This window comes from Methylotuvimicrobium buryatense, from assembly GCF_005931095.1.
Taxonomy (GTDB): Bacteria; Pseudomonadota; Gammaproteobacteria; order Methylococcales; family Methylomonadaceae; genus Methylotuvimicrobium; species Methylotuvimicrobium buryatense.
Window position 1 is genome coordinate 2387261 of the sequence record NZ_CP035467.1, and the last position, 25656, is coordinate 2412916.

The 25656-nt window shown below is 48.3% G+C and carries 19 protein-coding genes, 1 tRNA gene and 1 pseudogene; 11 read left to right on the plus strand and 10 right to left on the minus strand.

The features are described 5' to 3' along the window. Positions 1-226: 226 nt before the first annotated feature. From EQU24_RS10755 to EQU24_RS10775, 5 genes and pseudogenes are all read left to right on the plus strand, one after another. Positions 227-5413, plus strand: coding sequence for an AAA family ATPase (locus EQU24_RS10755; RefSeq protein WP_017839500.1), 5187 nt, complete (start codon positions 227-229; stop codon positions 5411-5413). A gap of 37 nt (positions 5414-5450) precedes the next feature. After that, on the plus strand, positions 5451-8000 hold the full coding sequence (locus EQU24_RS10760) for an EAL domain-containing protein (RefSeq protein ID WP_017839499.1): 2550 nt from the start codon (positions 5451-5453) through the stop codon (positions 7998-8000). Between the two features lie 20 nt (positions 8001-8020). Next, positions 8021-8572 (plus strand): IS5 family transposase, encoded by a 552-nt coding sequence (locus EQU24_RS10765; protein WP_017839498.1) that lies wholly within the window; start codon positions 8021-8023, stop codon positions 8570-8572. Between the two features lie 230 nt (positions 8573-8802). Continuing rightward, positions 8803-9406, plus strand: a pseudogene (locus EQU24_RS10770) (IS5 family transposase). A 115-nt stretch (positions 9407-9521) separates the two neighbouring features. Then, the gene (locus EQU24_RS10775; RefSeq protein WP_085986390.1) at positions 9522-10118 is read left to right on the plus strand and encodes a site-specific integrase; all 597 of its coding nucleotides are present in this window, start codon (positions 9522-9524) and stop codon (positions 10116-10118) included. A gap of 13 nt (positions 10119-10131) precedes the next feature. Here the strand turns inward: EQU24_RS10775 and EQU24_RS10780 are convergent. The 4 genes from EQU24_RS10780 to EQU24_RS22385 all read right to left on the minus strand — a co-directional run bounded on the left by EQU24_RS10780 (position 10132) and on the right by EQU24_RS22385 (position 12204). Then, positions 10132-10208, minus strand: a tRNA-Met gene (locus tag EQU24_RS10780). 53 nt (positions 10209-10261) lie between these two features. Continuing rightward, the gene (gene ychF / locus EQU24_RS10785; RefSeq protein WP_017839495.1) at positions 10262-11353 is read right to left on the minus strand and encodes a redox-regulated ATPase YchF; all 1092 of its coding nucleotides are present in this window, start codon (positions 11351-11353) and stop codon (positions 10262-10264) included. Between the two features lie 167 nt (positions 11354-11520). Beyond that, positions 11521-11946, minus strand: coding sequence for a protein YgfX (locus EQU24_RS10790; protein WP_017839494.1), 426 nt, complete (start codon positions 11944-11946; stop codon positions 11521-11523). A gap of 111 nt (positions 11947-12057) precedes the next feature. Beyond that, positions 12058-12204: a hypothetical protein gene (locus EQU24_RS22385; protein ID WP_175421680.1), complete on the minus strand. Its 147-nt coding sequence runs from the start codon at positions 12202-12204 to the stop codon at positions 12058-12060. Positions 12205-12256: 52 nt separating this feature from the next. Here EQU24_RS22385 and ygfZ point away from each other — a divergent pair, with 52 nt between their 5' ends. From ygfZ to EQU24_RS10805, 3 genes are all read left to right on the plus strand, one after another. Next, on the plus strand, positions 12257-13246 hold the full coding sequence (gene ygfZ, locus EQU24_RS10795) for a CAF17-like 4Fe-4S cluster assembly/insertion protein YgfZ (RefSeq protein ID WP_017839493.1): 990 nt from the start codon (positions 12257-12259) through the stop codon (positions 13244-13246). Positions 13247-13759: 513 nt separating this feature from the next. Further along, positions 13760-14602, plus strand: coding sequence for an HDOD domain-containing protein (locus EQU24_RS10800; RefSeq protein ID WP_017839492.1), 843 nt, complete (start codon positions 13760-13762; stop codon positions 14600-14602). A 95-nt stretch (positions 14603-14697) separates the two neighbouring features. Next, positions 14698-15669 (plus strand): COX15/CtaA family protein, encoded by a 972-nt coding sequence (locus tag EQU24_RS10805; RefSeq protein WP_017839491.1) that lies wholly within the window; start codon positions 14698-14700, stop codon positions 15667-15669. A 128-nt stretch (positions 15670-15797) separates the two neighbouring features. Here EQU24_RS10805 and EQU24_RS10810 read toward each other — a convergent pair whose 3' ends face one another. Further along, positions 15798-16253, minus strand: coding sequence for a nucleoside deaminase (locus tag EQU24_RS10810; protein ID WP_244310911.1), 456 nt, complete (start codon positions 16251-16253; stop codon positions 15798-15800). A 174-nt stretch (positions 16254-16427) separates the two neighbouring features. Beyond that, complete coding sequence (locus EQU24_RS10815; protein ID WP_017839489.1) at positions 16428-17042, minus strand: TetR/AcrR family transcriptional regulator; 615 nt, start codon at positions 17040-17042, stop codon at positions 16428-16430. A gap of 104 nt (positions 17043-17146) precedes the next feature. Between EQU24_RS10815 and EQU24_RS10820 the strand changes: the two genes are divergently transcribed. From EQU24_RS10820 to EQU24_RS10830, 3 genes are read left to right on the plus strand one after another with little or no spacing between them, the layout of a single operon-like run. Continuing rightward, positions 17147-18361, plus strand: coding sequence for an efflux RND transporter periplasmic adaptor subunit (locus EQU24_RS10820; protein ID WP_017839488.1), 1215 nt, complete (start codon positions 17147-17149; stop codon positions 18359-18361). 6 nt (positions 18362-18367) lie between these two features. Beyond that, positions 18368-21553, plus strand: a complete 3186-nt coding sequence (locus EQU24_RS10825) for an efflux RND transporter permease subunit (protein ID WP_017839487.1) — start codon at positions 18368-18370, stop codon at positions 21551-21553. Continuing rightward, a complete protein-coding gene (locus tag EQU24_RS10830) occupies positions 21550-23019 on the plus strand; it encodes an efflux transporter outer membrane subunit (protein ID WP_017839486.1) in 1470 nt (489 codons plus the stop codon). Before EQU24_RS10825 ends, EQU24_RS10830 begins: the two co-directional genes overlap by 4 nt. Positions 23020-23262: 243 nt before the next feature. Here EQU24_RS10830 and EQU24_RS10835 read toward each other — a convergent pair whose 3' ends face one another. The 4 genes from EQU24_RS10835 to EQU24_RS10850 all read right to left on the minus strand — a co-directional run bounded on the left by EQU24_RS10835 (position 23263) and on the right by EQU24_RS10850 (position 25654). Continuing rightward, entirely contained in the window at positions 23263-23871 is a 609-nt protein-coding gene (locus EQU24_RS10835) for a hypothetical protein (RefSeq protein ID WP_017839485.1), read from the minus strand. Between the two features lie 203 nt (positions 23872-24074). Beyond that, on the minus strand, positions 24075-24293 hold the full coding sequence (locus EQU24_RS10840; protein WP_138767150.1) for a hypothetical protein: 219 nt from the start codon (positions 24291-24293) through the stop codon (positions 24075-24077). Beyond that, positions 24286-25275, minus strand: a complete 990-nt coding sequence (locus EQU24_RS22985) for a virulence RhuM family protein/type II toxin-antitoxin system death-on-curing family toxin (protein ID WP_017839483.1) — start codon at positions 25273-25275, stop codon at positions 24286-24288. The genes EQU24_RS10840 and EQU24_RS22985 overlap by 8 nt, the downstream gene beginning before the upstream one ends. A 10-nt stretch (positions 25276-25285) precedes the next feature. Continuing rightward, positions 25286-25654, minus strand: coding sequence for a type II toxin-antitoxin system VapC family toxin (locus EQU24_RS10850; protein ID WP_017839482.1), 369 nt, complete (start codon positions 25652-25654; stop codon positions 25286-25288). Positions 25655-25656 lie beyond the last annotated feature (2 nt).

Here is a 25656-nt window from a genome sequence, read left to right on the forward strand (position 1 = left end):
ACTCCAGGATTCTCCGGCAAAAAGCCGGTCATTAAACAACCTGGGGTGGAAACTTTTCAACGCTCATTTCCCCAGGATTCTGGAAAGTTTTGCACGCCGTTTTGCATCCAACTCACAACATCTGAACATAAGCTTGCATTTAGAGTCGAATGAAAGTGATTAAGTTATTAACGAGATATTGTTTTTTCAATAAACTGAAAAGTCCCAATCCTTCCAGGAGCGATACATGGGAATAGAGAACAGCAAAATAGCAAGATCAATCCCTTATTATCAGCTACTTGAATATCTTGGAGAGAGTCTGAATGCCTCGATTTTTAAAGCCTTCAGCAAAGATAACCCGGACGACATTGTCACTGTAAAAATCCTGAAGCGACAAATCAATCATGAGGCCCAACGTCGCTACCTTCGACAAAGAGTTGAACGGCTGAAAATCATACATGATCCAAGAGTCATTGTTCCCCGTAGCATTGAGTATTTCAGCGAAGCTCACATTATTGTCAACGACTATTTCCCCGGCATAACGCTTGATAGTTATCTCATGCAAAACAAAAGCCCGCTGAACCTGAATACGTTCTTCATCATAGCGGCTGAATTGACACAAGCGATTAACAATATTCATGAGGCAGGCATTATTCACGGTAATGTCAAACCCCATAATATTCTGATTCAACACGAAACACGCAGCATTCGCTTGATCGATTTTCTGAACCCCATCGATATCCAAGAACTCAGTCATTTTATTTATGATCGCAGCTTTGTTGAAGGCACATTAGCCTATACCTCACCGGAGCAAACCGGACGCATCAACCATCGGGTTGATTATTCGACTGACATTTATTCGCTAGGGATTGTCTTTTATCAGCTTTTGACTGGAAAGTTACCGTTTGCCAGTACCGATCCGCTAGCATTAATTCATTCACATTTGGCCGAAGAAGCCTTGCCAATTTCAAGCTTAAACGCCGCTGTACCGGGCATCGTTGCCCAGATTATTGCCAAAATGTGTCTCAAAGAGCCCGAGAAACGCTACCAGACCGGCAGTGGCCTGTATGCGGACCTGCACCGATGCTCTGAAGAATATCGGCAAAATGGCCGTATAGAGCCGTTTACGTTAGGTTTGCGCGATCATACCCGTCGAGTCATTTTTATATCGAAAATGGTCGGCCGAGATCGAGAAGCCAAAGTCATTCTAGCACAGTACACCAAAGTCACTGGTGGTAAAGGTTTTCAATCAGCCTTCATCTCCGGTTTACCCGGCATTGGTAAAACCCGTTTGATTCAAGAGTTGCAACAACCACTAGTCGCCCATAAAGGCTATTTTACGTCCGGCAAATTCGACCAATATCAGAAAAACATCCCTTATAGCTCGTTAATTCAGGCGTTACGGAATCTTATCCGCACCCTGTTGACCGAAAGCGATAGTCGTGTCGATGAATGGAAACAACAAATAGTATCCGCTTTGAATCAGCACGCTCGCGTCATTTGCAACGTCATTCCTGAACTTGAGGTTTTGATCGGCTCGCAACCTGAAGTTACGGAGCTTCCTCCCGTGGAAGCTCGGCATCGATTCAATAATTTATTCAGCGCTTTTTTAACCTGCCTAGCGCGTAAAGAAAATCCATTAGTGTTGTTTATTGATGATTTGCAATGGTGCGACAGCGCTACCTTCGATTTTCTCAGTCATCTTTTTACGGCAGCTGACGAACACCCTCACCTGTTCTTTATTGGTGCCTATCGACACAACGAAGTTGATACTTCGCATGCTTTAGTGTTTTTATTACGACAAATTAAAGAACAGCACCAAGCAATTCAAGAAATACGTATCGGCGCGCTTGACGCACAAGCCTGTCATGAAATGGTCGCCTATATTCTGGATTTACCTTTGCCGAGAACAGATCATTTGGCGGCATTTCTCACCGAGCTCACTGAAGGCAACCCATTGTTTGTCAGCGAAAGCTTGTCCTGGTTGCACAACGAAGATTTACTGGTTTACAGCGATCAAGGGCAATGGATTTGGGACATGGCGAGAATTAGGCTATCAAACATGCCAACCAGTGTCGTCGACATGTTTGGATTTAAAGTCCAGCGTCTTGAGGCGCAGACTTTGGAAGTTATCAAGGTCTGCGCTTGTATGGGTAACCGCTTCTCGGCCGACGATGTCGCGCTTATCTGCGACATGCCACTGCTCGATTTGTTTGAACGGCTCAAACCCCTACTGACTTTGGGCCTGCTCATAGAAAGTAAAGCAGAGTTTCAATTTGTGCATGACCGAGTTCAGGAAGCTGTTTTACGGCTGATCGAGCCACACCAACGACAGAACATACACTGGCAAGTAGGTTGGCATCTTTTAAGCCACCAAGTTATTTCCGAGGCATTAGAAGCTAAGGAAAACCTGTTTACCGTCGCCGCTCATCTTAATCTGGGTTATCCGAAGAATATCGACGAAAAGCAGAGCCTCCTACTTGCTCAAATTAATTTATACGCAGGCAACAAGGCGCTCAATGCGCTGGCAACCCAGGCTGCAAACGAATACTACCGGTCGGGATTAGCGTTCTTATCGAAATCGGCCTGGCAGACACAATATCCCTTAATGTTCAGGTTACATCAGAAACTGGCCAAAACAGAACTGATGTGTGGACGTTATGAACAATCCGAAGTATTGCTAAACCAACTGTTAAAACGGGCGGAAAATGATTTAGATCGCGCCGAGGCCTTGGCGGAACAAACCACCTCATTGTCCTCCATAGGCAATTTCATTAAAGCCATAGATTCCGCAAATCGCGGTCTTGGTTTTTTTGATAAATCGATTCCGGAGGACGATAAAGAAGCCACAGAACGCCTAAATGTATTGATGCAATCGATTCATCGAGACTACGGTGATGTTTGGCAAAAAATCTTGAACATGCCCTTCGTCGAAGATCGCCAAAGCAAAATCGAGTTGGTGTTTTATAGCGAATTGATTCCAGATCTGTATATGTCGGGCTTGGTTCCACAATTGTACCTGTCCGCGGCTCAGTCAACGATTCACTGTTTGGAAGGCGGCATGGATGAATCGGTGATTTATTCCTTCTCCATTATGGGACTGAATTTAGGTGAACAGGGGCAGTTTGAAATGGCCTTCCGTTATCAAGACCTAGCGCATGAACTTTGTACGCGCTATCCCGATACTTTTGGCGCAACTCGTGGTATGAACGGTATCGTCTGGTGCAACATGCATTCGCGTAGTCATCCAAACGAAATTGTCGACTTTTGCCGCAAAGGCATTCAATGCGGTAAAAATTGCGGTGATTTATACAATGCCGGCCTGTCTTATGGACCATTAATGTGGAATTTGCAGGTACTCGGTGCTGATTTTGCCCTTATCGAAGACACTGCGTTGGAGTGTCTGGAGTTTTCGCAAAAAAACCAACTGTCTTTTTCTGTAGGACTTGCTGAAGCGGTAATGGCTGGTTGGGTCAATCCTATGAAACATCCTCAAGCCACTGCAGACACAATGAGCGAACAACTGGCCTTATGGGAAAGCCGTAACCACGTCGCCTCTGCTGGAAGTTACTATGTTTTGCTGGGTGCCAGCCATTTTTACTTTGGTCGTTATCAAGAAGCATTGACCTGCCTTGATAGCGTCAAACGCTTTTTGAACGGCATGACCGATAATGTACTCAAGCGGCAGTGGTATGCATTTCAGATTCTGAATGCGTTATGCGTTGCGCCGGTCAATGCGGGAAAAGAGCTGCATGACGAACTGACACCCTTCCTTGATCAATTAAAAACCTGGGCTGCCTTAGGCCCATTATTGAAACCCTACCTAGCCTTATGCGAAGCTGAATGGCAGCGAGTTTTCGATCACTCACCGACCATCACAAACGGCTATCTGGACGCCATTGAATCCGCTCGTGCTCTAAACTATGTTTTTCTCGACGGTTTCATCAATGAACGCTTCGCTGAATGGTTGATTGCACAAAAACGAGTGAGCGCTGACAGCTATCTGGAATTTGCGCTGAAACAATATCAGCAGTGTGGCGCTAAAGGGAAAGTAATACAACTATTGGAACGTCATCCGCAACTGTTTCGAAGCAACTCTCCGATAAGCAATGAAGAGGCTGTGGTGTTAGAAGAAACGTCATTGTTGCCGAATTTAGACACTGACTACTTGTTGAAATCATCCCTAGCATTATCGGCTGAAATCGACCAAAAAGCTTTGCTTGCCAAGATCATGCAGGTGGTACTGGAATGTTCAGGTGCTCAACAAGGATACTTGCTTCAAGCCCAGGCTAAACAATGGCAATGTGTCGCGGCAAGGCATATCGAAAAAAAGGCCACTGACGCCTTTACTCGAGAATTCTTGACTGATATTAACGATATATGCCAGGGCATTGTGCATTATGTTATTCATACACGCACTAGTGTTGTACTCGATAATGCCATGGAGTCTCAGCAATTCAGTAACCTGCCCGAAGTGATGGAACTTCATATACGGTCGTTATTTTGTCTTCCAGTTTTGCGTCAAGGTGAACTGATCGCGGTGCTGTACCTGGAAAACCGTCTGGCCACCAGAGTATTTACACCGGATAAAGTGCGGATGGTCGAATTACTCAGTCTACAAATGGCTATTTCAATTGAAAACGCACGTTTGATCAATGAAATTGGACAGTTGAATGCTGAACTGGAGCGGCGAGTCACGGAAGAAACACGTAAAAGTCGGAAAAAAGACCATTTGCTAATTCAACAATCTAAATTGGCGACCATGGGCGAGATGATCAACAATATTGCCCATCAATGGCGACAACCACTCAATGCGTTAAGCCTGATGCTAGGCAATATTCAGGATGCTCAACGCTTCGATGATTTAAGCACCGACTTTTTAGAAGAACAGCTTCAACACGGCATGCGGTACATCGAAAAGATGTCCAGTACTATTGATGATTTCCGCGACTTTTTCAGCCCTAACAAACCGCGGGAAGCATTCAGCCTGCGGCACGCTGTTAAGGATGCGATTGCCTTAGTCGAAGCGAGTTTCAAAGCGCATAGCGTTAACATAGAATTAAATATCGAAAACGATGTCCAACTTCACGGCATCCTCAATGAATATTCCCAAGTCTTGTTGAATTTGTTGACGAATGCCAAAGAGGCCATTCTCAGCCTCCACTCGACAGGGACTATCCGTGTGTCGGTCGTTTTGGAAAACAATCAGTGCCGCTTGCTGGTTAAGGATAATGGCGGTGGGATACCCGAAAACAGTTTACCGCACATTTTCGAACCCTATTACTCAACCAAAGAAGGCGGCATGGGTATTGGTTTATACATGTCTAGAATGATTACTGAAACGAGTCTAAATGGTCAGATTGAAGTCGTTAATGATGGCGACGGCGCTATCTTTACAATAATCACTCCTATTTTATCTGTGAATTCTAATTAACGTATTGTTGTCGGCACAAGTTTAATGGAGTTGCTAGATGAACATGACAACCCGCAATGAAGATCCAGACCAGGTCTATCTGAAATCCTTGACTGTTTTATATGTTGAAGATGAAGACGACATCCGCGATCAATTAAAGCTTTTCCTGACTCGGCGTTGCCGAAGAGTGTATATAGCCGCGAATGGCAAAAAAGGGCTTGAAGCTTTCCAAAAATATCAACCGGATATAGTAATTACCGACATTCTGATGCCCATTATGGATGGTCTGAAGATGGGCGAACACATCAAGGAAATTCGCCCCAACATACCCCTCATCGTCATTACTGCGTTTGAAGAGCCTCGTTATTTTCATCGCGCTATTGAATTGGGCGTGCATCAATATGTCAACAAACCGGTAAAACTGGATATTCTGGAGGACGCCTTAATCAAAAGTGCGCGTATCCTCAGAGCGGAAGCGGCACTAAAAGAGGTAGAAGAGCGTTATCGACTGCTGTTTAAACTCTCTCATATTGCGATATCGGTAGCCGATGCAGACCATCACCACATCTCGCAAACATTGATTGTCAAACCTTCGGATCACAAACAAGCATTTGAAGGCACTCTAGTTGACTGTAACGAAGCTTTTCTGGCGTTACTTGGCTATGAAAGCTTAACCGCCCTGCAACTTCGCGCGGAAAACATTTTGGGTCTTATCAGCGAAGAGTCAGCTGTCCTTCTGCTACATGCGGTGCAACAGGAAGTGTTGGTCCGCGGTTTTTCCAGCGAATTCGAATTGGAGCTGAAAAGTATCAACCAAACACCCGTACCAGTGCTTGCACAGTTAATCATGCGCTATTCGGAAACGGGTGAACCGATGGAAGTTTGGATTATCATGCGCGATATTCGGGAACAGCGTAAAGCGGAGCAATCCTTACGTTTATCGGCCAAAGTGTTTGAGTCTTCGCGCGACGCCATCATCATTACCGATAGCCAAAACAAGATCATTTCAACCAACCAGGCTTTCACTCAGATTATTGGATATACGCAGGAGGAAGTGATCGGTAAAGATCCTAAAATTTTTCAATCTGGTCGCCATGAACAAGCATTCTATCAAGAGCTTTGGTCAACACTGAATTTAACCGGTTATTGGCAAGGTGAAATATGGAATCGGCGTAAAAAGGGTGAAGTTTTTCCGGAATGGATATCCATTAGCGCGATCAACAATTCGAAAGGTGAAATAGTTAACTACGTTGCTATCTTCAGCGATATTACAGATATCAAGCAAGCAGAGGCCAATATTGAATTTCTGGCCAATTACGATCCACTAACAGAATTACCGAATCGGCGCTTATTTATCGATCGACTGGATCAAGCCATCAAAACTGCAAATCGCGAAAAAACAAAAGCCGCCGTCTTGTTTTTTGATCTAGATCATTTCAAAAACATTAACGATTCTTTAGGACATGGTATTGGCGACCAGATGTTAATTGAAGTGGCGTCGAGACTAGAGGGCTGTATGCGGGAGGTGGACTGTGTTTCCCGATTGTCAGGTGATGAGTTTGCGGCGGTTATCTCAGATCTGCACGACATCGGCAATGTCATAACGGTGGCTCAAAAAATCGTAGGTTCAATGCGGCTACCGTTCAAAATCAACGATTATGAACTGCACATGACGATTAGTATTGGTATCAGTGTGTATCCTAACGATGGTAAAGACTTTGAAACGTTGCTGAAAAATGCCGATACGGCCATGTATTGTGCCAAAAAAAATGGCCGCGATAACTTTGAGTTTTTTTCATCGTCGATGAGTACTCAGGCGCTTGAACGCTTATCGTTGGAAAATAGTTTACGTAAAGCCGTGGAAAACAATGAGCTAAAATTACATTATCAACCGCAAGTGGCGATAGAAAGTGGAAAAATTGTCGGTATGGAAGCTTTATTACGCTGGCCCCATAAAGACCTAGGTATAATTTCACCCGCTAAATTCATTCCTTTGGCAGAGGAAAATGGTCTGATTATTCCTATCGGCAAATGGGTTCTCAATGAAGCCTGTCGTCAAAATAAGACCTGGCAAGAACAAGGCTTGATGTCAATACCGGTTGCGGTCAATTTGTCCGCCTTACAGTTTCGCCAGAGTAATTTTCTGGAAATTGTCCAGGAAGCACTGACTATAAGTCAGTTGAAACCCTGCTTTTTAGAGCTTGAATTGACCGAAAGTTTACTAATGGATTGTTCCGAATACAGTGTCCGTTTACTAAAAACACTGAGACAGATGGGGGTTCAGTTATCCATTGATGATTTTGGCACGGGTTATTCCTCTTTAACGTATTTGCGCCGTTTTCCCATCAGCAAGCTAAAAATTGATCGCTCCTTCTGCCAGAACCTTCCTGATGATAGCAACAACTCCGCCATCACTCGGGCAATTATTAGCTTGGGTCACGAGCTTGGCTTAAGCGTGATTGCAGAAGGTGTTGAAGAAACCAGGCAGTTAAACTTTTTGGAAGCCCAGCAGTGCGATCTGATCCAAGGTTATTTATACAGCAAACCCCTGGATGCTGAGGAAATGCAAAAACTCTTAGGTTCTGTTGACGTTTTACCAAAGGTGTAAAATCAGTTAATTTTTTTGGCATGAACAGAGCGATACTGAGTGATGGGGAATGGGACCGGATATTGGTTTATTTAAGGCAATTGCCGAACCTGTATATCGGTGAGGCCGAAACATGCAGGCGGTTTCTGGATGCTTGTTTATGGGTATTGCGCTCGGGGGCGCAGTGGCGCCTAGTCCCGACAGCCTACGGCAAATGGAACAGTATTTTCAAACGGTTTTCCCGTTGGTGCGCGAATGGCTCATGGGAAAAATCGCTTGGCTTCGTGTCCGAAGAGGCTGATCTACAAGAGATTTCCTTGGATGGATCGAACATCAGGGCGCATGCATGTGCCGCCGGTGCGAAAAATAGTTCAGCCGCAGCAGAAGCCCTTGGGCGGTCAAAAGGCGGCTTCGGCACTAAAATACACGCCCTCTGTGATGGCTTGGGGCTTCCCATCAAATTTGCCCTGACTGGCGGGCAGGAGGCCGAATGCAAGCAGGCCATCCCCCTATTGGAAAACGTCGGAGCTTCGGCGGTTTTGGCCGATAACGCCTATGACACCAACGAGCTACGGGAATGGCTTAAAAAATAAAGTGGACCCCATTGTCCAGACAATTTATCACCGAGTTTAAGAGGGTGTTGTCTCTGTTACAGCTGACTGGCGCTGCCTCAATTCTTCTCTATTGTCTAAACCAATGACTCAAAAATTAAGTCATTTCCTTTTTCATTTTATTAGGGGCTGTTGCCGTTTTGTAACTTACCCTTGAATTTCAATAATTCCGCCTCATAGTTTGTTTATTTTGAGCCAACAACAAGCAAACTATGCCGCGACAAATGTTTACGGATGAACACTGGGAAAAATTGAAGATGAATTATGTTGAAAATGGGGATATATGACAAACCCTTTCTTCGGCAAACAACCGAAGGGATTTTTTATCGTTTGCGCGTAGGTTGTCCCTGGCGAGATCTGCCCAGTGCCTTTGGTAACTGGAATGCTGTTTATAAACGCTTCAATGAATGGTCTCGTAAAGAAAAACTGATGGGTATTTTTAACGAACTGATAGTTGAGCCTGACTTGGAATGGGCATTTATTGATGGCAGTATTGTGAAAGCTCATCAGCATAGTAGCGGTGCGGCCTATGGGCAAGAATCGGCGATTGGTAAATCTGTTGCGGGTAATACGACCAAAATTCATATGGCTGTTGATGCCTATGGTCTTCCCATCCACTTTACAGTAACAGGTGGCGAAGTTCATGATTGTAAAGAAGCGCCAACCTTAGTCGCTGAACTGCCTAAAGCTGACTATATCGTTGCTGACAAAGGCTATGACAGTGAACTGAAACATTTCAGAGCTATTGCTACACGATATGACAAGCTAAAACGAAATTTTGAAGCTTCTGTGGCCTTAGCTTGCGCTTTTTTATAGTTACCTATGTGAAACGGCAACAGCCCCTGCTCGAGTAAACCGAACCACCAGTATTGTAAGCGCCATTCTTAACAAAGCATGCAAAAAGTGGGGGTGGATAGACTCAGTTCCCTACATTCGCAAATTCAACGAAAGCAACCAACGCCTCCGTTGGCTCACACCCGAGGAAGTGGGTAGGTTGATTCCAGAATTACAACCACATACTCGGTATATTATGCTGTTCACCTTAGCCACTGGCTTAAGGGGGTCTAACATCACAGGGCTTGAATGGAATCAAATTGACATGCAACATCGCATTGCCTGGATACATGCAGACCAAAGCAAAAATGGCAAACCGATAAGAATACCTTTAAATGATGATGCATTAACAATATTGCGAAAGCAAATCGGAAAACATCAAACCCGAGTATTCACCTATAAAGGAAAACCAATTGAAAAAGCGGGAACCAAAGCATGGAGAGCTGGTTTAGAACGCGCTGGCATAAAGAATTTCACTTGGCATGGACTTAGGCATACTTGGGCTAGTTGGCATGTCCAAGCGGGAACACCGCTTAACGTACTTCAGGAACTTGGAGGATGGAGCGATTATAAGATGGTGTTACGCTATACTCATTTGGCGCCCGAGCATCTAGCGGAACATGCAAATCGTCTTAATGGAATCGTTGCAAAATCGGTTGCACCTGATAATGTAACAAAATTAAAAGCTCGCTAACTTATTGATTTATTGGTGGCGATGGGTGGACTTGAACCACCGACCCCGGGGTTATGAATCCCGTGCTCTAACCAGCTGAGCTACATCGCCATTGAAGAGGTCTTGCAAAAGAGCGGGCATTATAGAGACCCGCTCTTGGTTTGTCAAACGTTGAAACGAAAATGCATGACATCGCCGTCTTTAACGACATAATCTTTGCCTTCGAGACGCCATTTACCGGCATCTTTTGCGCCCTGCTCACCTTTGTATGTGACGAAGTCTTCATAAGAAATGACTTCGGCGCGGATGAAACCTTTTTCAAAATCGGTATGAATGACTCCTGCGGCTTGCGGAGCCGTGGCGCCGACGGGTATCGTCCAAGCTCTGACTTCTTTGACGCCGGCCGTGAAATAAGTCGATAGATTAAGCAATTGGTAACCGGCGCGTACGACTCGATTCAAACCCGGTTCATCCAAGCCTAAATCATCAAGAAATTCTTGTTTTTCGTCCTCATCAAGCTGCACGATTTCCGCTTCGATTGCCGCGCATACCGGCACCACCATGGCGCCTTCTTTGTCGGCAAATGCTTTTACTTTGTCCAATATCGGATTATTTTCAAAACCGTCGTCTTGAACATTGGCGATGTACATCGTGGGTTTAACGGTTAACAGACACAAGTCTTTAATCAGGGCCATATCATCATCGGATAAATCCATCGCCCGAACCGGTTCGCCGGTGTTCAAATGTTCGTTAACTTTTTCCAATACGACTTTTTTGGCCAGTTCGTCTTTGTTGCCGGATTTCGATGCCTTGGCCGCCCGTTGCAAGGCCCTTTCGACGGTCGCCATATCGGCCAGCGCCAATTCGGTATTGATGACTTCGATATCGGCTATCGGATCGATTTTTCCGGCGACGTGAATAACATTATCGTCTTCGAAACAACGAACGACATGTGCGATAGCATCGGTTTCGCGAATATTGGCAAGAAATTGATTGCCCAGCCCCTCGCCTTTTGAAGCACCGGCAACCAATCCGGCGATATCGACAAATTCAATCGTGGTTGGCAGTACACGTTGAGGATTGACGATTTCAGCGAGTTTATCCAACCGCGGGTCGGGCACGGCAACAACACCGACATTGGGATCGATAGTACAAAAAGGATAGTTTTCGGCGGCGATTTCCGCCTTGGTTAAAGCATTGAATAAAGTCGATTTACCGACATTAGGCAAACCGACGATTCCGCAATATAGCGCCATAGAGGTCTCTGAAGTGTTTAAGCAATTGGGATAGTTGCTTTGATGATAAAAAGCCGCAAATTATACAATTTTCGAACGAATTGATGAAACAACATTCACCGAATCTTTAAGCGGCAAGCCTTAGAGCAGGCGCTAACCAAAATAATGTCGCATAAAAACCCGATTTCCTATTCTTCTGTTGAACCGGTTATTTTTAGATATACGGTTAATCTTCGAAAATCGATTTCGTCCATGGCATCGTTAAATATGACCTGGTAATGTTTTTTATTTTGCAATTCGTAATGAAAAAATATCGCAATCGGCGTTAAGACCGTTGATCCGAGAATCCGAATTTGAGCGAAGCTTTCTCCTGTGAATAGTTGCCAGCCGAAATCCTCGGAATACCTGAGCAAGCGTTCGGGATCGCTAATAAAATAGCGGCGGCGATAGACAATACCGCTAAAGGCAACTGCCGTTATCAATAGCCATTGAACATAAGGCTCGATAGCACTGAGCACAATGGCAAGCAAAGCCATCATATGCATGAGCAGTAGAATTTTGTTCTCTCGCTTCGATATTCCGATTCGCAACGTTACCAACTCTAAATGTTTCATACAATAACAACGATGGCAGCAATTCCCAATTTGGAGATCAAAAAGGGTGTGGGGTATGCTTGGCGAGGATGGCGGCAGCAGGGCAGATTTTTGCTCCTGCAAAATCTGCATTCACACCATCCTTGGCGTTTGAGCTGCCGCCAAGCCCCCATGGATGGGTTTACGGCGTTCCTCGACAGGCATACCCCACACCCTAAAATCGGCGAAACTGCTCAAACTGGGAATTGCTGCAACGATGGTTTGATATTTTTCAAGCATTAAACAGACAGATGTATAATCGGAAACTTTCAATCAACTCTAGCGATAATTCATGAATCAAGCTTGGAAATCTTTTCTTATTGAACAGCAGACACGGATTAATACCAAAACTGCCGACATAGAAAAAATCGACGATTTAGACAAACAAACCGGGCAGGTTTGTCCGGTTATCGATCTAGCCGTGTTAAAAGTCACCGGCAACGATGCAGGCCGATTTCTACAAGGCCAAGTAACTTGCAATATCAACGAACTCACTGAACAAAAGTGCAGTTTCGGGGCATTTTGTAATGTTAAAGGGCGCGTTATCGCCAATTTTCTCGTATTCAAGTCGAACGACGGTTTCCTTTTAATCTTGCCCTCCGAATTACTCGATAGCATCACTGAAAAACTACAAAAATATATTTTACGGGCCGATGTACAACTTATCGATAGCCGCGATGAGTATTGCCTAGTCGGTATCAATCAAAGCTCATTAGACTCTTTTTCGCCCGTTCCGGAGCATGAACTTCACATGCTTGCCGAGCCCTTCCGCTTGATAAAACTGCCTTCATCGAAATCACGTTATATAGCCGTTGAGTCGGCGGCAAAAGCCATCGAACTATGGTCCTTGCTTACCCAAGAACATGACTATCATGCAAGCACTCCTGAGCAATGGCGGATATTCGATATCGAAGACAAAATACCATGGGTCGATAAGGAAACTAGCGAAGAATTTATTCCGCAAATGCTGAATCTCGATCAATTAGGCGGCATTAGTTTTAACAAAGGGTGCTATACCGGACAAGAAATCGTAGCGCGTACGCATTATCTTGGAAAAACCAAAAGAATGCTGTTCTTAGCCGAATCCGATGCTGCGGAAACGCCGCCCCCAAATACGGCTATTCTCGACGGCAGCGGTCAAACCATAGGAAAAGTGCTGCGCGCCCAAAAGGAACGAAATAACATTAAGCTGCTTGCGGTTCTTCCGAATTCCGAACTCGATAGCGAAAATTTAACGCTAGATATAACGACTAAGGACAAAATCAGGCTAATAACGCTATAATTCCACAAATTATTGTGCGGTTGTTTCGAACCCCTTGCCATTAAGCTATACCCATCGCACTTCAAATTTCGGCATTGACGCATGGAGGTGCCGAGGTGTTCGGCAAAAGCTTTGACAGCAGGGATGCTGTCACAGAGCCTACATGACGTATTCACGGCGTCCTTTGACGGGACACCCCAGCGCCGAAATTTGACCAGCAAAGGGTATAAGCTGTCAAAGAAATTAAGAAATGCCGTCTTAAGGCTCTAATGTGCTATAAAAGCTTGCCATCCATGGCGGAATAACGGATTTCTGATAACTTAATGGCAGTGCCCTAAATATTCAGACAAACTGATTCCTGATTATTTACTATGGTTTTCGTAATAAATAACGTCCTGTAACTATAAGCTTTGTTGAAGGTACGGTCATTCGACATACAGGTGTCGGCAGCAGGGGGCCGCCGACAAATGCGGAATTTCCTACTTGGGCAACTTGAATTTAAACTGTAAATCTTTGATGGGAACTTGAACTCGAATGCAATTTAAATCAGTCCAGGCTTTTCTTGACCACGTTCAAAAAGAACTGGATGCCAATCGCCTGATATTGCCCACTCTCCCTGACATTGCGATAAAAGTCCGTGACGCGGTAACTAAAGGCGAAGCAACGGCGCAGCAATTAGCAGACATGATAGTCACCGACGCTGCCTTGTCTGCGCGCTTGATTCAAGTCTCCAACAGCCCTTTATATCGCGGGGTCAACGAGATCAAGAGCATTCAAATGGCGGTCACGCGCCTAGGGCTTAAAACCATTAGCTCGTTGGTAACCAGTTTGGTAATGCAACAAATGTTTAACCCGGCATCAAAAGTGCTCGAGTATTACTTCAGACAGTCCTGGGAACAAAGTGTCAATGTCTCGGCCATTAGTCGAGCATTGGCAACATGCACCCGGCATCTGAATCCAGATGAAGCCATGCTGGCCGGACTCATACACCAAATCGGAAAATTGCCTATTTTGATGCTGATTGAAGACATTCCGGAATTCAGAGACAGCCCTTCTCGTCTTGAAAAATTGCTGGAAAAAGCCCACCCAGCCGTTGGAAAAATCATTATGGATACCTGGACCTTTCCCGACGAGTTAAAATCCGTTCCGTATCAATATGTTAACTTTAGCTATGATTCGGGTGAAAAAGCCGATTATGTTGATCTCGTGCAAGTCGCTTTTTTACAAAGCATAGCCGGAACCGATCACCCTGCAACACGGGTAGACTGGTCCACCGTGCCGGCATTTGCCAAGCTGGGCCTGTCTTCCGATGCGGAAATTTTGGAAATAGAAGGATTATCCGAAGAAATAGAAATCGCCCAATCTATGTTTTCCTGATTTTCACACCCGAATTGCCCGATTCCAGACCATCGCTGGCGTAATGCAAAATTCGCATTCACCGATATCCTTTCAAAAACATACAGATCACACCAATGATTGATATTGAAGCCGCACTTAGATTCAGACGCATCGGAACCATTACCATTTTCGCTGTTTATTTCTTGATCCTGGTCGGCGGCATCGTTCGCGCATCCGGCGCCGGAATGGGTTGCCCTGATTGGCCGACTTGCTTCGGCAAATTGATTCCACCAACCGATGTTTCTCAGCTTCCGCCGGACTACAAAACCATCTATGCCGAACGCGGCTATCAAAACACCGATTTCAATCCGGTCAAAACTTGGACCGAATACCTTAACCGCTTAACCGGCGCCAGCATCGGCATTCTGATTTTACTGACCGCCTGGTCGTCCCGTATTTATCTCAAGTCCGATAAGACGGTATTTTATCTTTGCTTAGCGGTGGTTTTTATCGTCGGATTTCAAGCCTGGCTGGGTTCCGTGGTTGTCGCCAGCAATCTAAAACCGTTGATGATAACCTTACATATGCTACTGGCTTTGTTCATCGTAGCCTTGTTAATTTACGTAATAGCAAGGTCGCAGCGGGAGTTTTTTCAAAGTCTTGATACACAGTCGTTGCCCCGTGTTTTCAAGGGCGTATTGATCGCCGCATTGGTCATGACCTTGATTCAAGTCGCGATGGGCACGCAAGTTCGAGAAGCCGTCGATCTAATTGCGAACGAACACGCCTATATCGACCGTCAATATTGGCGCGATGACCTGCCCATCATTTTTTATGTGCACCGCTCGTTTTCGTCGATTATCTTGTTTACAAACCTATGGCTGGCCTGGAAGCTGTATCGCTCGTCCGCTCAAAACAGACTATTACATACACTCGGCATAGCCTTGACAGCCATGGTCGTCATTGCAATTCTCGCCGGTGTCAGCCTCGACAGACTCGGTTTTCCCGCTGCCGCGCAACCGATTCATTTATTGATGGCCAATTTTATTTTCGGTACGCAGTTTTTTATTTACATCTGCTTGATCTATTCCAAGCAGAACAGTTAAGCCGCCGAGCCTAAGGTTAACCTAAAAAGAGCAGTTGGCATGTGTCTTAGACCGTTCGTGCGGAGCCAAGTCGAAGCATGAACGGTCTACAAAACTTTCACCGGCTTGGTCAACTGCTCTTTTTAGGATTAAGCATTATCGCATTCGCCGATATCTTCAAACCAGATATGCGGCGATTGCTCGATAAAACGCCTCATCAGCTCAATGCAATCGACATCGTTCAACTCGATGATATTGACTCCCGCTTCCCTGAGCCAATCCAAATGACCTGAAAAATTGACCGATTCGCCGACAACAACAGTGCCGATATTAAACTGCCGAATCAATCCGGAGCAATACCAACAAGGAGCCAAGGTCGTCACGAGAATTTTATCGCGGTAGTTCGTTTGCCGCCCCGCCTTACGAAATGCGTCGGTTTCACCATGTACCGATGGGTCTCCGTCTTGAACCCGCCGATTACGCCCCCGACCAAGCACACGGCCTTCGCAATCGAATAATGCCGCACCAACCGGAACGCCGCCTTCGTCAAATCCCGTCCGGGCTTCTTCCAAAGCCACGGATAACATATCCGAATATTTCATCATACTCTCCAAGTTAATGGTGTTTTAAGTATAGTGTTCGCACATCAAAATTCGGTTTTTTTTAAACCCATCACCCCAGCCCGGTAGCGTATCCTACATTTTATGTATAGCGACGAGCGGAGGACCGCGAGAACCGTAAATAACGATGAATGCATGAACCTGGAAACGAGTAAAAACTCATTTTTTCAAACAACCGTGTAAAAACAAATCGACGGTCTGCCTAACCCAAAGATCTATTTCGGCCTCTTCCGGCGTTGATGCCAATCCAAGCTGTAACTTCTGAAAATGTTCGTTTCGCAGACAACTCAAAAAATGATCGGCCAAAACCCGCGGCGAAACATCCGAAAAATGCCCTTCTTGCTGTTTTTTGACGAAATAATCGACCAGCGTATCCCGGGCGCGTTGCGGGCCTTGCTCATAAAACTTTGCAGCCAATTCCGGAAAACGCAGCGACTCGCCGATTAAAATCGTCCTGATCCGCACCGCATCAGGGCGCGTTATGAGATGAACATAGTGTTTCGCGAAAACTCCCAGCGCCTCTCCCGGCTCGAGATTTTCGGGCAATCTGTCGACGAACTGGTCGCTGCAACGTTTGATTACGGCGCCGAATAACCCCGCCTTATTACCGAACCGGCTGTAAATCGTCCGCATCGATACGTGAGCATCCTTCGCGATCGTTTCCATATTCAGATCACCGTAACCGTGCTCCAGAAACAGTTGCAACGCACTGTCCAACAGGCGCTCGCGGCTTTCACACTCCTGCCCTTTCGGCGGACGTCCACATTTAACCATGCTGTCTTACTCATAAAATACATTGACAAGAACGACGATCATACCTAAATTAAACGGTAATTTGTATTACCTTTTAATCCGCAGCGATCGAGGTCGCCTTACCGATGAATCCAAAAACCGAACCAGCCCTTGCGATATATCGCCCCTCCGTCAACGAAGTTTCGCTTACGAGCGGTGGAAACATTCCGTCTTTGTCGCCAAGTCTGCTAGCGTTTTGGGTCATTACGGTTATTGCGATCGCGCTGACCGGATGCGGTGACACAGCCGAAATCCAAGCTCCACCGGCTGCCAAGGTCAAAATCGCGCACCCGCTGTCCCGTGATGTCACCGAATGGGACGAATTCACGGGCCGCATCGAAGCGATCGAAGCAGTCGAGGTCCGGGCTCGGGTCGGCGGCCATTTGGAGAAGGTCAATTTCTTCGCCGGCGAAAACGTCAAAAAGGGCGATTTATTGTTCACGATCGATCCGAAACCCTATCAGGCTCAATTGAATCTGGCTCAAGCCGAATTGGAACGAGCCAAATCCAAACGAGAACTCGCGCAGAACGACCTCGAGCGCGCCGAAAACTTATTAAAAGCCAAAGCGATATCCATCGAGGAATACGACGGGCGCAGCAAGGGCCTTCGCGAAGCGTCCGCTGCGGTGCAAGCCGCTGAAGCGAACGTTTACCGAGCCAAACTCGATCTCGAATACACGCGTATTCATGCGCCGATCGACGGACGCGTCGGGCGCGAATTGATCACGACCGGAAACCTCGTCAACGGCGGCGGCGCCGCGACGCTGCTGACCCACATCGTCTCGATCGATCCGGTCTATGTCTACATCGACGCCGACGAGCGTTCAGTATTGAAATATAAACGTCAACTCAGCGGCCGCGAGAATCTTCAAGGCATGCCGATGCAACTGAACTTGACCGACGAAAGCGATTTTCCGCATCGCGGCACGCTCGACTATATCGCGCCGAGCGCCGATACCGATACTGGCACCGTGACTCTGCGCGGCGTATTCGAAAATACCCATAATCTGTTGAGTCCGGGCTTCTTCGCCCGCGTGCGCATACAAGGCGGCGCCCCCTATCCGGCGCTATTGCTGCCGGATCGCGCTATCGGTACCGATCAGGCGCAACGCTTCGTCTGGGTATTGAATCAAGACGATCAAGCCGAATACCGTAAAGTGATTCCGGGCGCGCGCATAGACGGTTTGCGCGTCATCTCCGAGGGCTTGACGGCCGAAGACAAAGTCGTGATCGAAGGACAGCAAAAAGTCTGGCCCGGCGCCAAAGTCGCGCCAGAACTCGTCACGTTTGGCGGAGAATAAACAATCATGTACCGATTTACGCATTTTTTCATCGACCGTCCGATCTTCGCGTCGGTCTTGTCGATTCTAATCGTCATGGTCGGCGGTCTCGCGCTGATCGCATTGCCGATCGCCCAGTATCCTGAAATCGCGCCGCCGACCGTGATGGTCAGCACCGTCTATCCCGGCGCGAATGCCGCGGTCGTCGCCGAAACGGTCGCGACGCCGATCGAACAGGAAGTCAACGGCGTCGAAGACATGCTGTATTTGTCGTCGCAATCGACCAACAGCGGCAATATGGCGCTGACGATCACGTTCAAGCCCGGCACCGACCTCGACAAGGCGCAAGTCCAGGTGCAAAACCGAGTCGCGCTGGCCGAACCGAAACTGCCCGAGGAAGTCCGGCGTCAAGGCATCAGCGTCAAGAAGCGCAGCCCGGACCTCAGCCTGGTCGTCAACCTGATTTCGCCGGACCAACGCTATGACAGCGTCTACCTGAGCAATTATGCATTATTGCAAATCAAGGACACGCTCGCGCGGCTGCCCGGCGTCGGCGAAATACTCGTGTTCGGCGCGCGCGATTACAGCATGCGCCTGTGGCTGGACCCGGAAAAAATCGCCGCGCGCAATATGACGGCAAGCGACGTCGTCAATGCCGTGCGCGAACAAAACATACAAGTCGCGGCCGGCGTCGTCGGCCAACAACCGTCTCCGGAAGCGACCGACTATCAATACACGGTCAGCACCTTGGGCCGGCTGACCGATCCGGAACAGTTCGCCGATATCGTCATCAAGCAAGGTTCCGACGGAAAAATCACGCGTCTCAAGGATGTCGCGCGCATCGAATTGGGCGCGAAGGATTACAACTCCAGTTTGTACTTGGACGGCGAACAAACGGTCGGCCTGGCCGTTTTCCAATTACCCGGCTCGAATGCCTTGGACACCAAAAAAGCCATCGAAGCCGAGATGGAAAAAATGAAGACTCACTTTCCGGAGGGCCTCGACTACACGCTCGTCTACGACACGGTCGTTTTCATTCAGCAATCGATCGACGCGGTCGTCAAGACCTTATTCGAAGCGCTGCTGCTGGTCGTTATCGTGGTTATCGTCTTCCTACAGAACTGGCGTGCCGCGATCATTCCGCTGCTCGCGGTGCCGGTGTCGTTGATCGGCACTTTCGCCGTGATGGCCGGCATGGGCTTATCGTTGAATACCTTGTCGCTGTTCGGATTGGTGCTCGCGATCGGCATCGTCGTCGACGACGCGATCGTCGTCGTCGAAAACGTCGAACGCCATATCGCCGAGGGCATGAGCGCCCGAGACGCGACGCGCAAAGCGATGGAGGAAGTCATCGGGCCGATCATCGCAACGACGCTGGTGCTGGTCGCGGTATTCATACCGACCGCCTTCATCACCGGCGTATCCGGTGCGTTCTATAAACAGTTCGCTTTGACGATCGCGGTTTCGACGCTAATCTCGACCTTGAATTCGCTGACCTTGAGCCCGGCGATGTGCGCATTGTTGTTGGACCGCGCGCACGGCAACAAGGATGCTTTCACGCGCTTGCTCGACCGGCTGTTCGGCTGGTTTTTCGTCGGCTTCAACCGCTTTTTCGATCGCTTCGGAGAAGGCTATGCGCGCCTGGTCGGCCGCTTGATCCGGATGACCGCCTTGGTATTGACGCTCTATGTCGGGCTGAACGGCCTGAACTGGCTGGCCTTCGAAAAAGTACCGACCGGTTTCATTCCGCAACAAGATCAGGGCTATCTGATTCTGTACACGCAACTGCCCGATGCCGCATCATTGAGCCGCACGCAGGACGTGGTCAAGGAAGCCACTCGCATCATTCTCGATACCGAAGGCGTCGCGCATGTGATCGCGTATTCCGGCTGGTCGGTACTGACCGGCGCCAATCAGTCCAATGTCGCGACGATGTTCACCCCGCTGGACAAATTCAAGGACCGCGCCGGCAAGCCCGAACTGCATGCCAACGAGATCATCAAAAAACTGCAACAACGCCTCGCGCAAATACCCGATGCGCATATCGCGGTATTCGCGCCGCCGCCGGTGCGCGGCATGGGTTCGGTCGGCGGTTTCAAACTGCAGATTCAGGACCGTACCAGCGCCGGCATCGATGCCTTGCAAGACGTTGCCAATGAGATGATCGCCGAAGGAAACCAACAATCCGGACTTGCCGGATTATTCACGACCTTCCGGGCCAGCGTGCCGCAATTATTTCTCGACGTCGACCGGACTCGCGCGAAAGCGATGGACGTACCGTTGAAGGAAGTCTTTGAAACGCTGCAAATCTATTTGGGCTCGATGTACGTCAACGACTTCAATAGCTTCGGGCGGACCTACCAAGTCGTCGCGCAGGCCGACTCCGAATACCGAATGCTTCCGGAAGATATTACCGAATTGAAAACCCGGAACGCAGCCGGCGGCATCGTGCCGCTCGGCTCGCTCATCGACGTCAAGGAAATCACCGGTCCGGACAAGATCACGCGCTACAACATGTATCCTGCCGCCGAAATCAACGGAGGCACCTTGCCCGGAATCAGTTCCGGCCAGGCCATCGATATCATGAGCCGCTTGCTCGACCAACAACTGCCGCCCGGATTCGGCTACGAATGGACCGAACTGAGCCTGCAGCAAGTCTTGGCCGGCAACGTGGCATTCCTGGTGTTCCCGCTCAGCGTCGTGTTCGTATTCCTGGTGCTCGCCGCACAATACGAAAGCTGGTCATTGCCGCTTGCGATCATCTTGATCGTGCCGATGTGTATCTTGTCGTCGATGACCGGCATCTGGCTCAGCGGCATGGACAACAACATCTTTACCCAAATCGGCTTCATCGTACTGGTCGCGTTGGCCAGTAAAAATGCGATTCTGATCGTCGAATTCGCGAAGCAGCGCCAGGAAAGCGGGCTCGACCGCTTCGCAGCCGTCATGGATGCTTCGCGAGTTCGGCTGCGTCCGATTCTGATGACATCGTTCGCATTCATCATGGGCGTTTTGCCGCTGGTGCTGGCGCAAGGCGCCGGCGCCGAATCCCGCCGCTTGCTGGGCACCGCGGTATTCAGCGGTATGATCGGCGTCACGCTGTTCGGCCTGTTGTTGACGCCGGTGTTTTATGTCAGCGTGCAGGGACTGGTCCAACGTCTGACCTCTTCTCGGAAACAAAAGCCGCAACACTCTACATCGGATTCTGAATGATGAAACAAGTCATTTTTACGAATAGCAGCCGGGCGCGGTCCAATCTCGGATTGGGTCTGACTTCGTTATGCCTGACATTGCTCAGCGCCTGTGCGGTCGGTCCCGATTATCGACTGCCCTTTATCGAAACGCCGCAAGAATTCGGCCAGGCCGTCCATCCCGAATTTTCCAAGGAAGGCATCGAGCTTAACTGGTGGACCTTGTTCGAGGATAGCCAGTTGAATGACTTGGTCGAACAAGCCGTCGAGCACAATTACGACCTGAAAACGGCCTATGCCAATCTCGAAGAAGCCCGCGCGCTGTACTTGGAATCTGGATTGGATCTTGTCCCCGTCATCAACTCGCGTGCGGGCTATACCGACCAGAAACGCAGTTTCGGCGCGATGAATAACCGCACCTTCGCGCCGCGCGAATTGAAACTGTATAACATCGGTTTCGATGCCTTTTGGGAACTGGATTTGTTCGGCCGCGTTCGCCGCAGCGTCGAAGCCAGCGACGACGAAGTCGACGCACAAGAAGCGAGCCTGCGCGATTTGAGCGTAAGCCTGATCGCCGAAGTCGCGCGTAATTATTTCGAGTTACGGGGCTTGCAAAATCAATTGGCCGTCGCACAAAAAAACGCCGAGAATCAGGCCGAAACAGCCGAAATCACGCAGTCCAGGCTCGTAAACGGTCGAGGCACCGAACTCGACACATCGAGAGCGCTTGCCCAACTCGAAGCCACGAAAGCCGGTATTCCGCCCCTAAAAAGCGCGATCCAAAAAACGATACATCGTCTGAGCGTATTGACCGGGCAATTTCCCGGTGCACTGACCGAACGATTGTCGCGCCCTGCCCCGTTGCCGAAATTGCCCGAAACGATTCAGATAGGCTCGCCGGCCGAACTGCTGCGCCGCCGCCCCGATATCCGCATCGCCGAACGCACATTGGCCTCATCGACCGCGCGCATCGGCGTCGCAACGGCCGATCTTTTTCCGCGCGTCACCTTCGTCGGTTCGATCGCACTCGAAGCCAGTTCCTTATCGGGACTCGCTACGGGCGGTTCGGACGCTTTTTCGGCGGGTCCGAGAATCACTTGGGCAGCGCTGGATCTCGGCCGCGTCCTCGCCCGTATTGATGCAGCCGATGCCCATGCCGAAGCCGATTTGGCACAATACGAACAAACGGTTTTGAATGCGCTCGAAGAAACCGAAAACGCATTGATCAATTACAACCAGGAGCGCGCCAGACGAAAATTGCTGGCCGCGGCGGCCGAGGCAAGTCAAAGAGCCCAAGAACTCGCTCACTTGCGCTTCAATGCCGGTCTCAGCGATTTTCTGACGGTCTTGGATATCGAATCGAGACTGCTGCAGGATCAGAGCAGCCTAGCTCAAAGCGAGACCGCGACCGCTACAGCGCTTGCCGCGTTATATAAGGCCTTGGGCGGCGGTTGGGAGACGACTCTAGAGACTAATGATGACGATTGATTTAAATATAATTTTTACGAAGTTCATTAGACTTCGCTCATTCCCAAGCTCTTTGCTTGGGAATGCAGTACGGGAAGCTCCAGCTTCGCGAATTTGGCAAACTAGAGCTTGCGAGACTGAATACCAAGGAGTTTGGGAAACAACAAAATTTACCGCGTCTTGAACGGCGTTTGCGGCTATAGGCGTCATTGTTCGCTAATTTTCCAGGGAAATTACCTGACCGGATCGGCAAAACTGCCTTTATCATTGCTCTCCTTGACTGACGACTACAATAGCCAGTCTGCGGTACGTCATCAAAACCATGATGAATACGCATGTTAACCCCAACACGGCAGGGAAAAGAACGGTAGTCAGTGAATGGTGTTCAAGCGCCATAACAACCAATAGATTGCGGATAGCGAACAAAGCATAAAAGTGTAACGGCTCGGATGTCGGCTGGTGATAGGCTTTGCGAATCGTAGGACCGAACCCCAGCACATCCACTGTTGTGAGAATAACAACCGCCCAGAGCGGATCCGAGGTGAAGTACCACAGCGGTAAAGAAGATAACGCCGTTACCAGGAAAACCCAATCCGTTTTTGCGATCGTTACATCCCCGCGCTTTGCGAAAGCTAAGATGGCAATGAAGATCGTAAGAATCCCCGAAACCCCGATTGGCCAAGCCCCAGCGCCGCCCTTGTTATTAAGTTGCGCCAGAAAAACCACGAAGGTGGTTGTACCCCAAATCACCCAAGAAAATACATGCGGTTTGGTCGCACCTTTCAAAATGGAATATATGTAAGGAGCCGTCGCCAGAAAAGTCAATACGATGGCAACAATGCTCAATAGCTCTTTGTAAGATACGGTTTCCATTGTTTCTATTGCCTATTTGCCTAACATTACCAATCACCCTGCGGCGACGAGTGATCCATTTGAAAACGCCAGACTTTGCCGCGCGGGTGCATTGGATTGTTATTCGCTCGGGTTACGCCTCGGCACCATTTAGCCTTAGGCGCATTGCCAGTGGACCAATTTTGGAGATGTCATCGACACGAGATTGTAGCGTCAGATTTCCCCTAAAGTAACTGCTCCGCAGTTGTATTTAAATCTCTGTACAAGTTAATTTTATTGAACTTCAACAATTGAGGGCGCATCGAAGCCGTCAGCCACATATTGCGGACGATAACGAGCTTGACTTCATCATTGTTATCCTTCATCCGTTCGGCCAAGGCTTTGCGTTGCTGCTTGGTGGTGTGATGTTTGGCCAGCTCGGAACCGTCTAACGAGTCATCCATTTTTACCATTGATTAAATTGATTATGACTTTGACGATGGTATCTTTTTCTTCCGGTTTGCTTTCGGCAATCAACAAAGTAAAGGCAACCAGGGCGTTATCGGCAATGCGTTTTTCGCCGTCTTGGTTGTACAGAAAATCGTGCCGCTGCAAAAACCAGGCAAAAATCGCCGCCGCGATACGTTTGTTGCCATCGCTGAAAGAATGATTTTTGACGATGAAATACAACAGATTCGCCGCTTTTTCCTCGATGCTCGGATACAGTTCTTCGCCGCCGAAGGTTTGATAAATCGTGGCCAGCGAACTTTTGAACGAGTCGTCTTTCTCGTTGCCGAACAAGCCGCTTAATTGTTCCTGTTCACGCCATAACCGGATTTGAGCGATGGCTTCTTCATAGCCAATCGGCGTTTGCGTGGCTTTTTGCGTACCCGCGATAACCAAGCGTTGATGGTCGTAATCATCCAGCACCGTCAAGGCGTGGCTGTATTGTTCCAGAATCGCCAAAATGCCTTGCGACTCGCTGGCTGACAAGGCTTTGTTATGCACCAGGCGCGACGATAAGGCGATAGCCTGTTGCAGATCGGCCAGCTTTTCCTGGCTGGCTCGCAGTTTTTGTTCGTTGAGCGCGTAGCCTTGCAGTAGGTATTGCTTCAAAATTTGGGTTGCCCAACGCCGAAACTGCACGCCTCGTTTAGACTTAATACGATAACCTACGGAAATAATCACATCCAGATCGTAATAGGCCACAGGTTTGTCAGAATTTGCAATATGCATTTTTTGCATATTGCTTTTTTCAGAAACCTCCTCATCCTTGAACGCATTGGCAATATGCCGCGAAATAACCGACTGGTCACGGCCAAATAATTCAACCATTTGCGCTTGATTAAGCCAAACGGTATCTTGTTCCAAGTGAACATCAATGCGAATGCTGCCGTCTTCATTTTGATAGATGGCGATTTGTTGGGGCGGGTTTGTTAAAGTCATGCGCTGATGCTTAGGGTTGATAGTTCATAGTGAGCTGCGTAGCAACGGCCAATAGGCGTTTATCGCGTGTCCATAAGGTAGCGTTAAGCGCCAATTTTGCAGCGGCTAACAGATGCACATCGACAAAACCGATGCCTAAACCAAATAAGGCATTCGCTTCGATAAACCGGTTGATTTCCGCATCGAAGGCAACCGGGGCTTGCGGCAAGTTATCCAATAACCCCAAAAGGGTATGCCGTTGCGGTAAATGACCTAACGCGAGTTCACCCCGGACAAACGGATGACCTAACACTTGGCCGCTTTCCAATAAACCGACTAACGCAGGTTCTTTTTTGCGAAAGTGGTCGATCCATACCGAGGTATCCACTAAGATCGGCATTG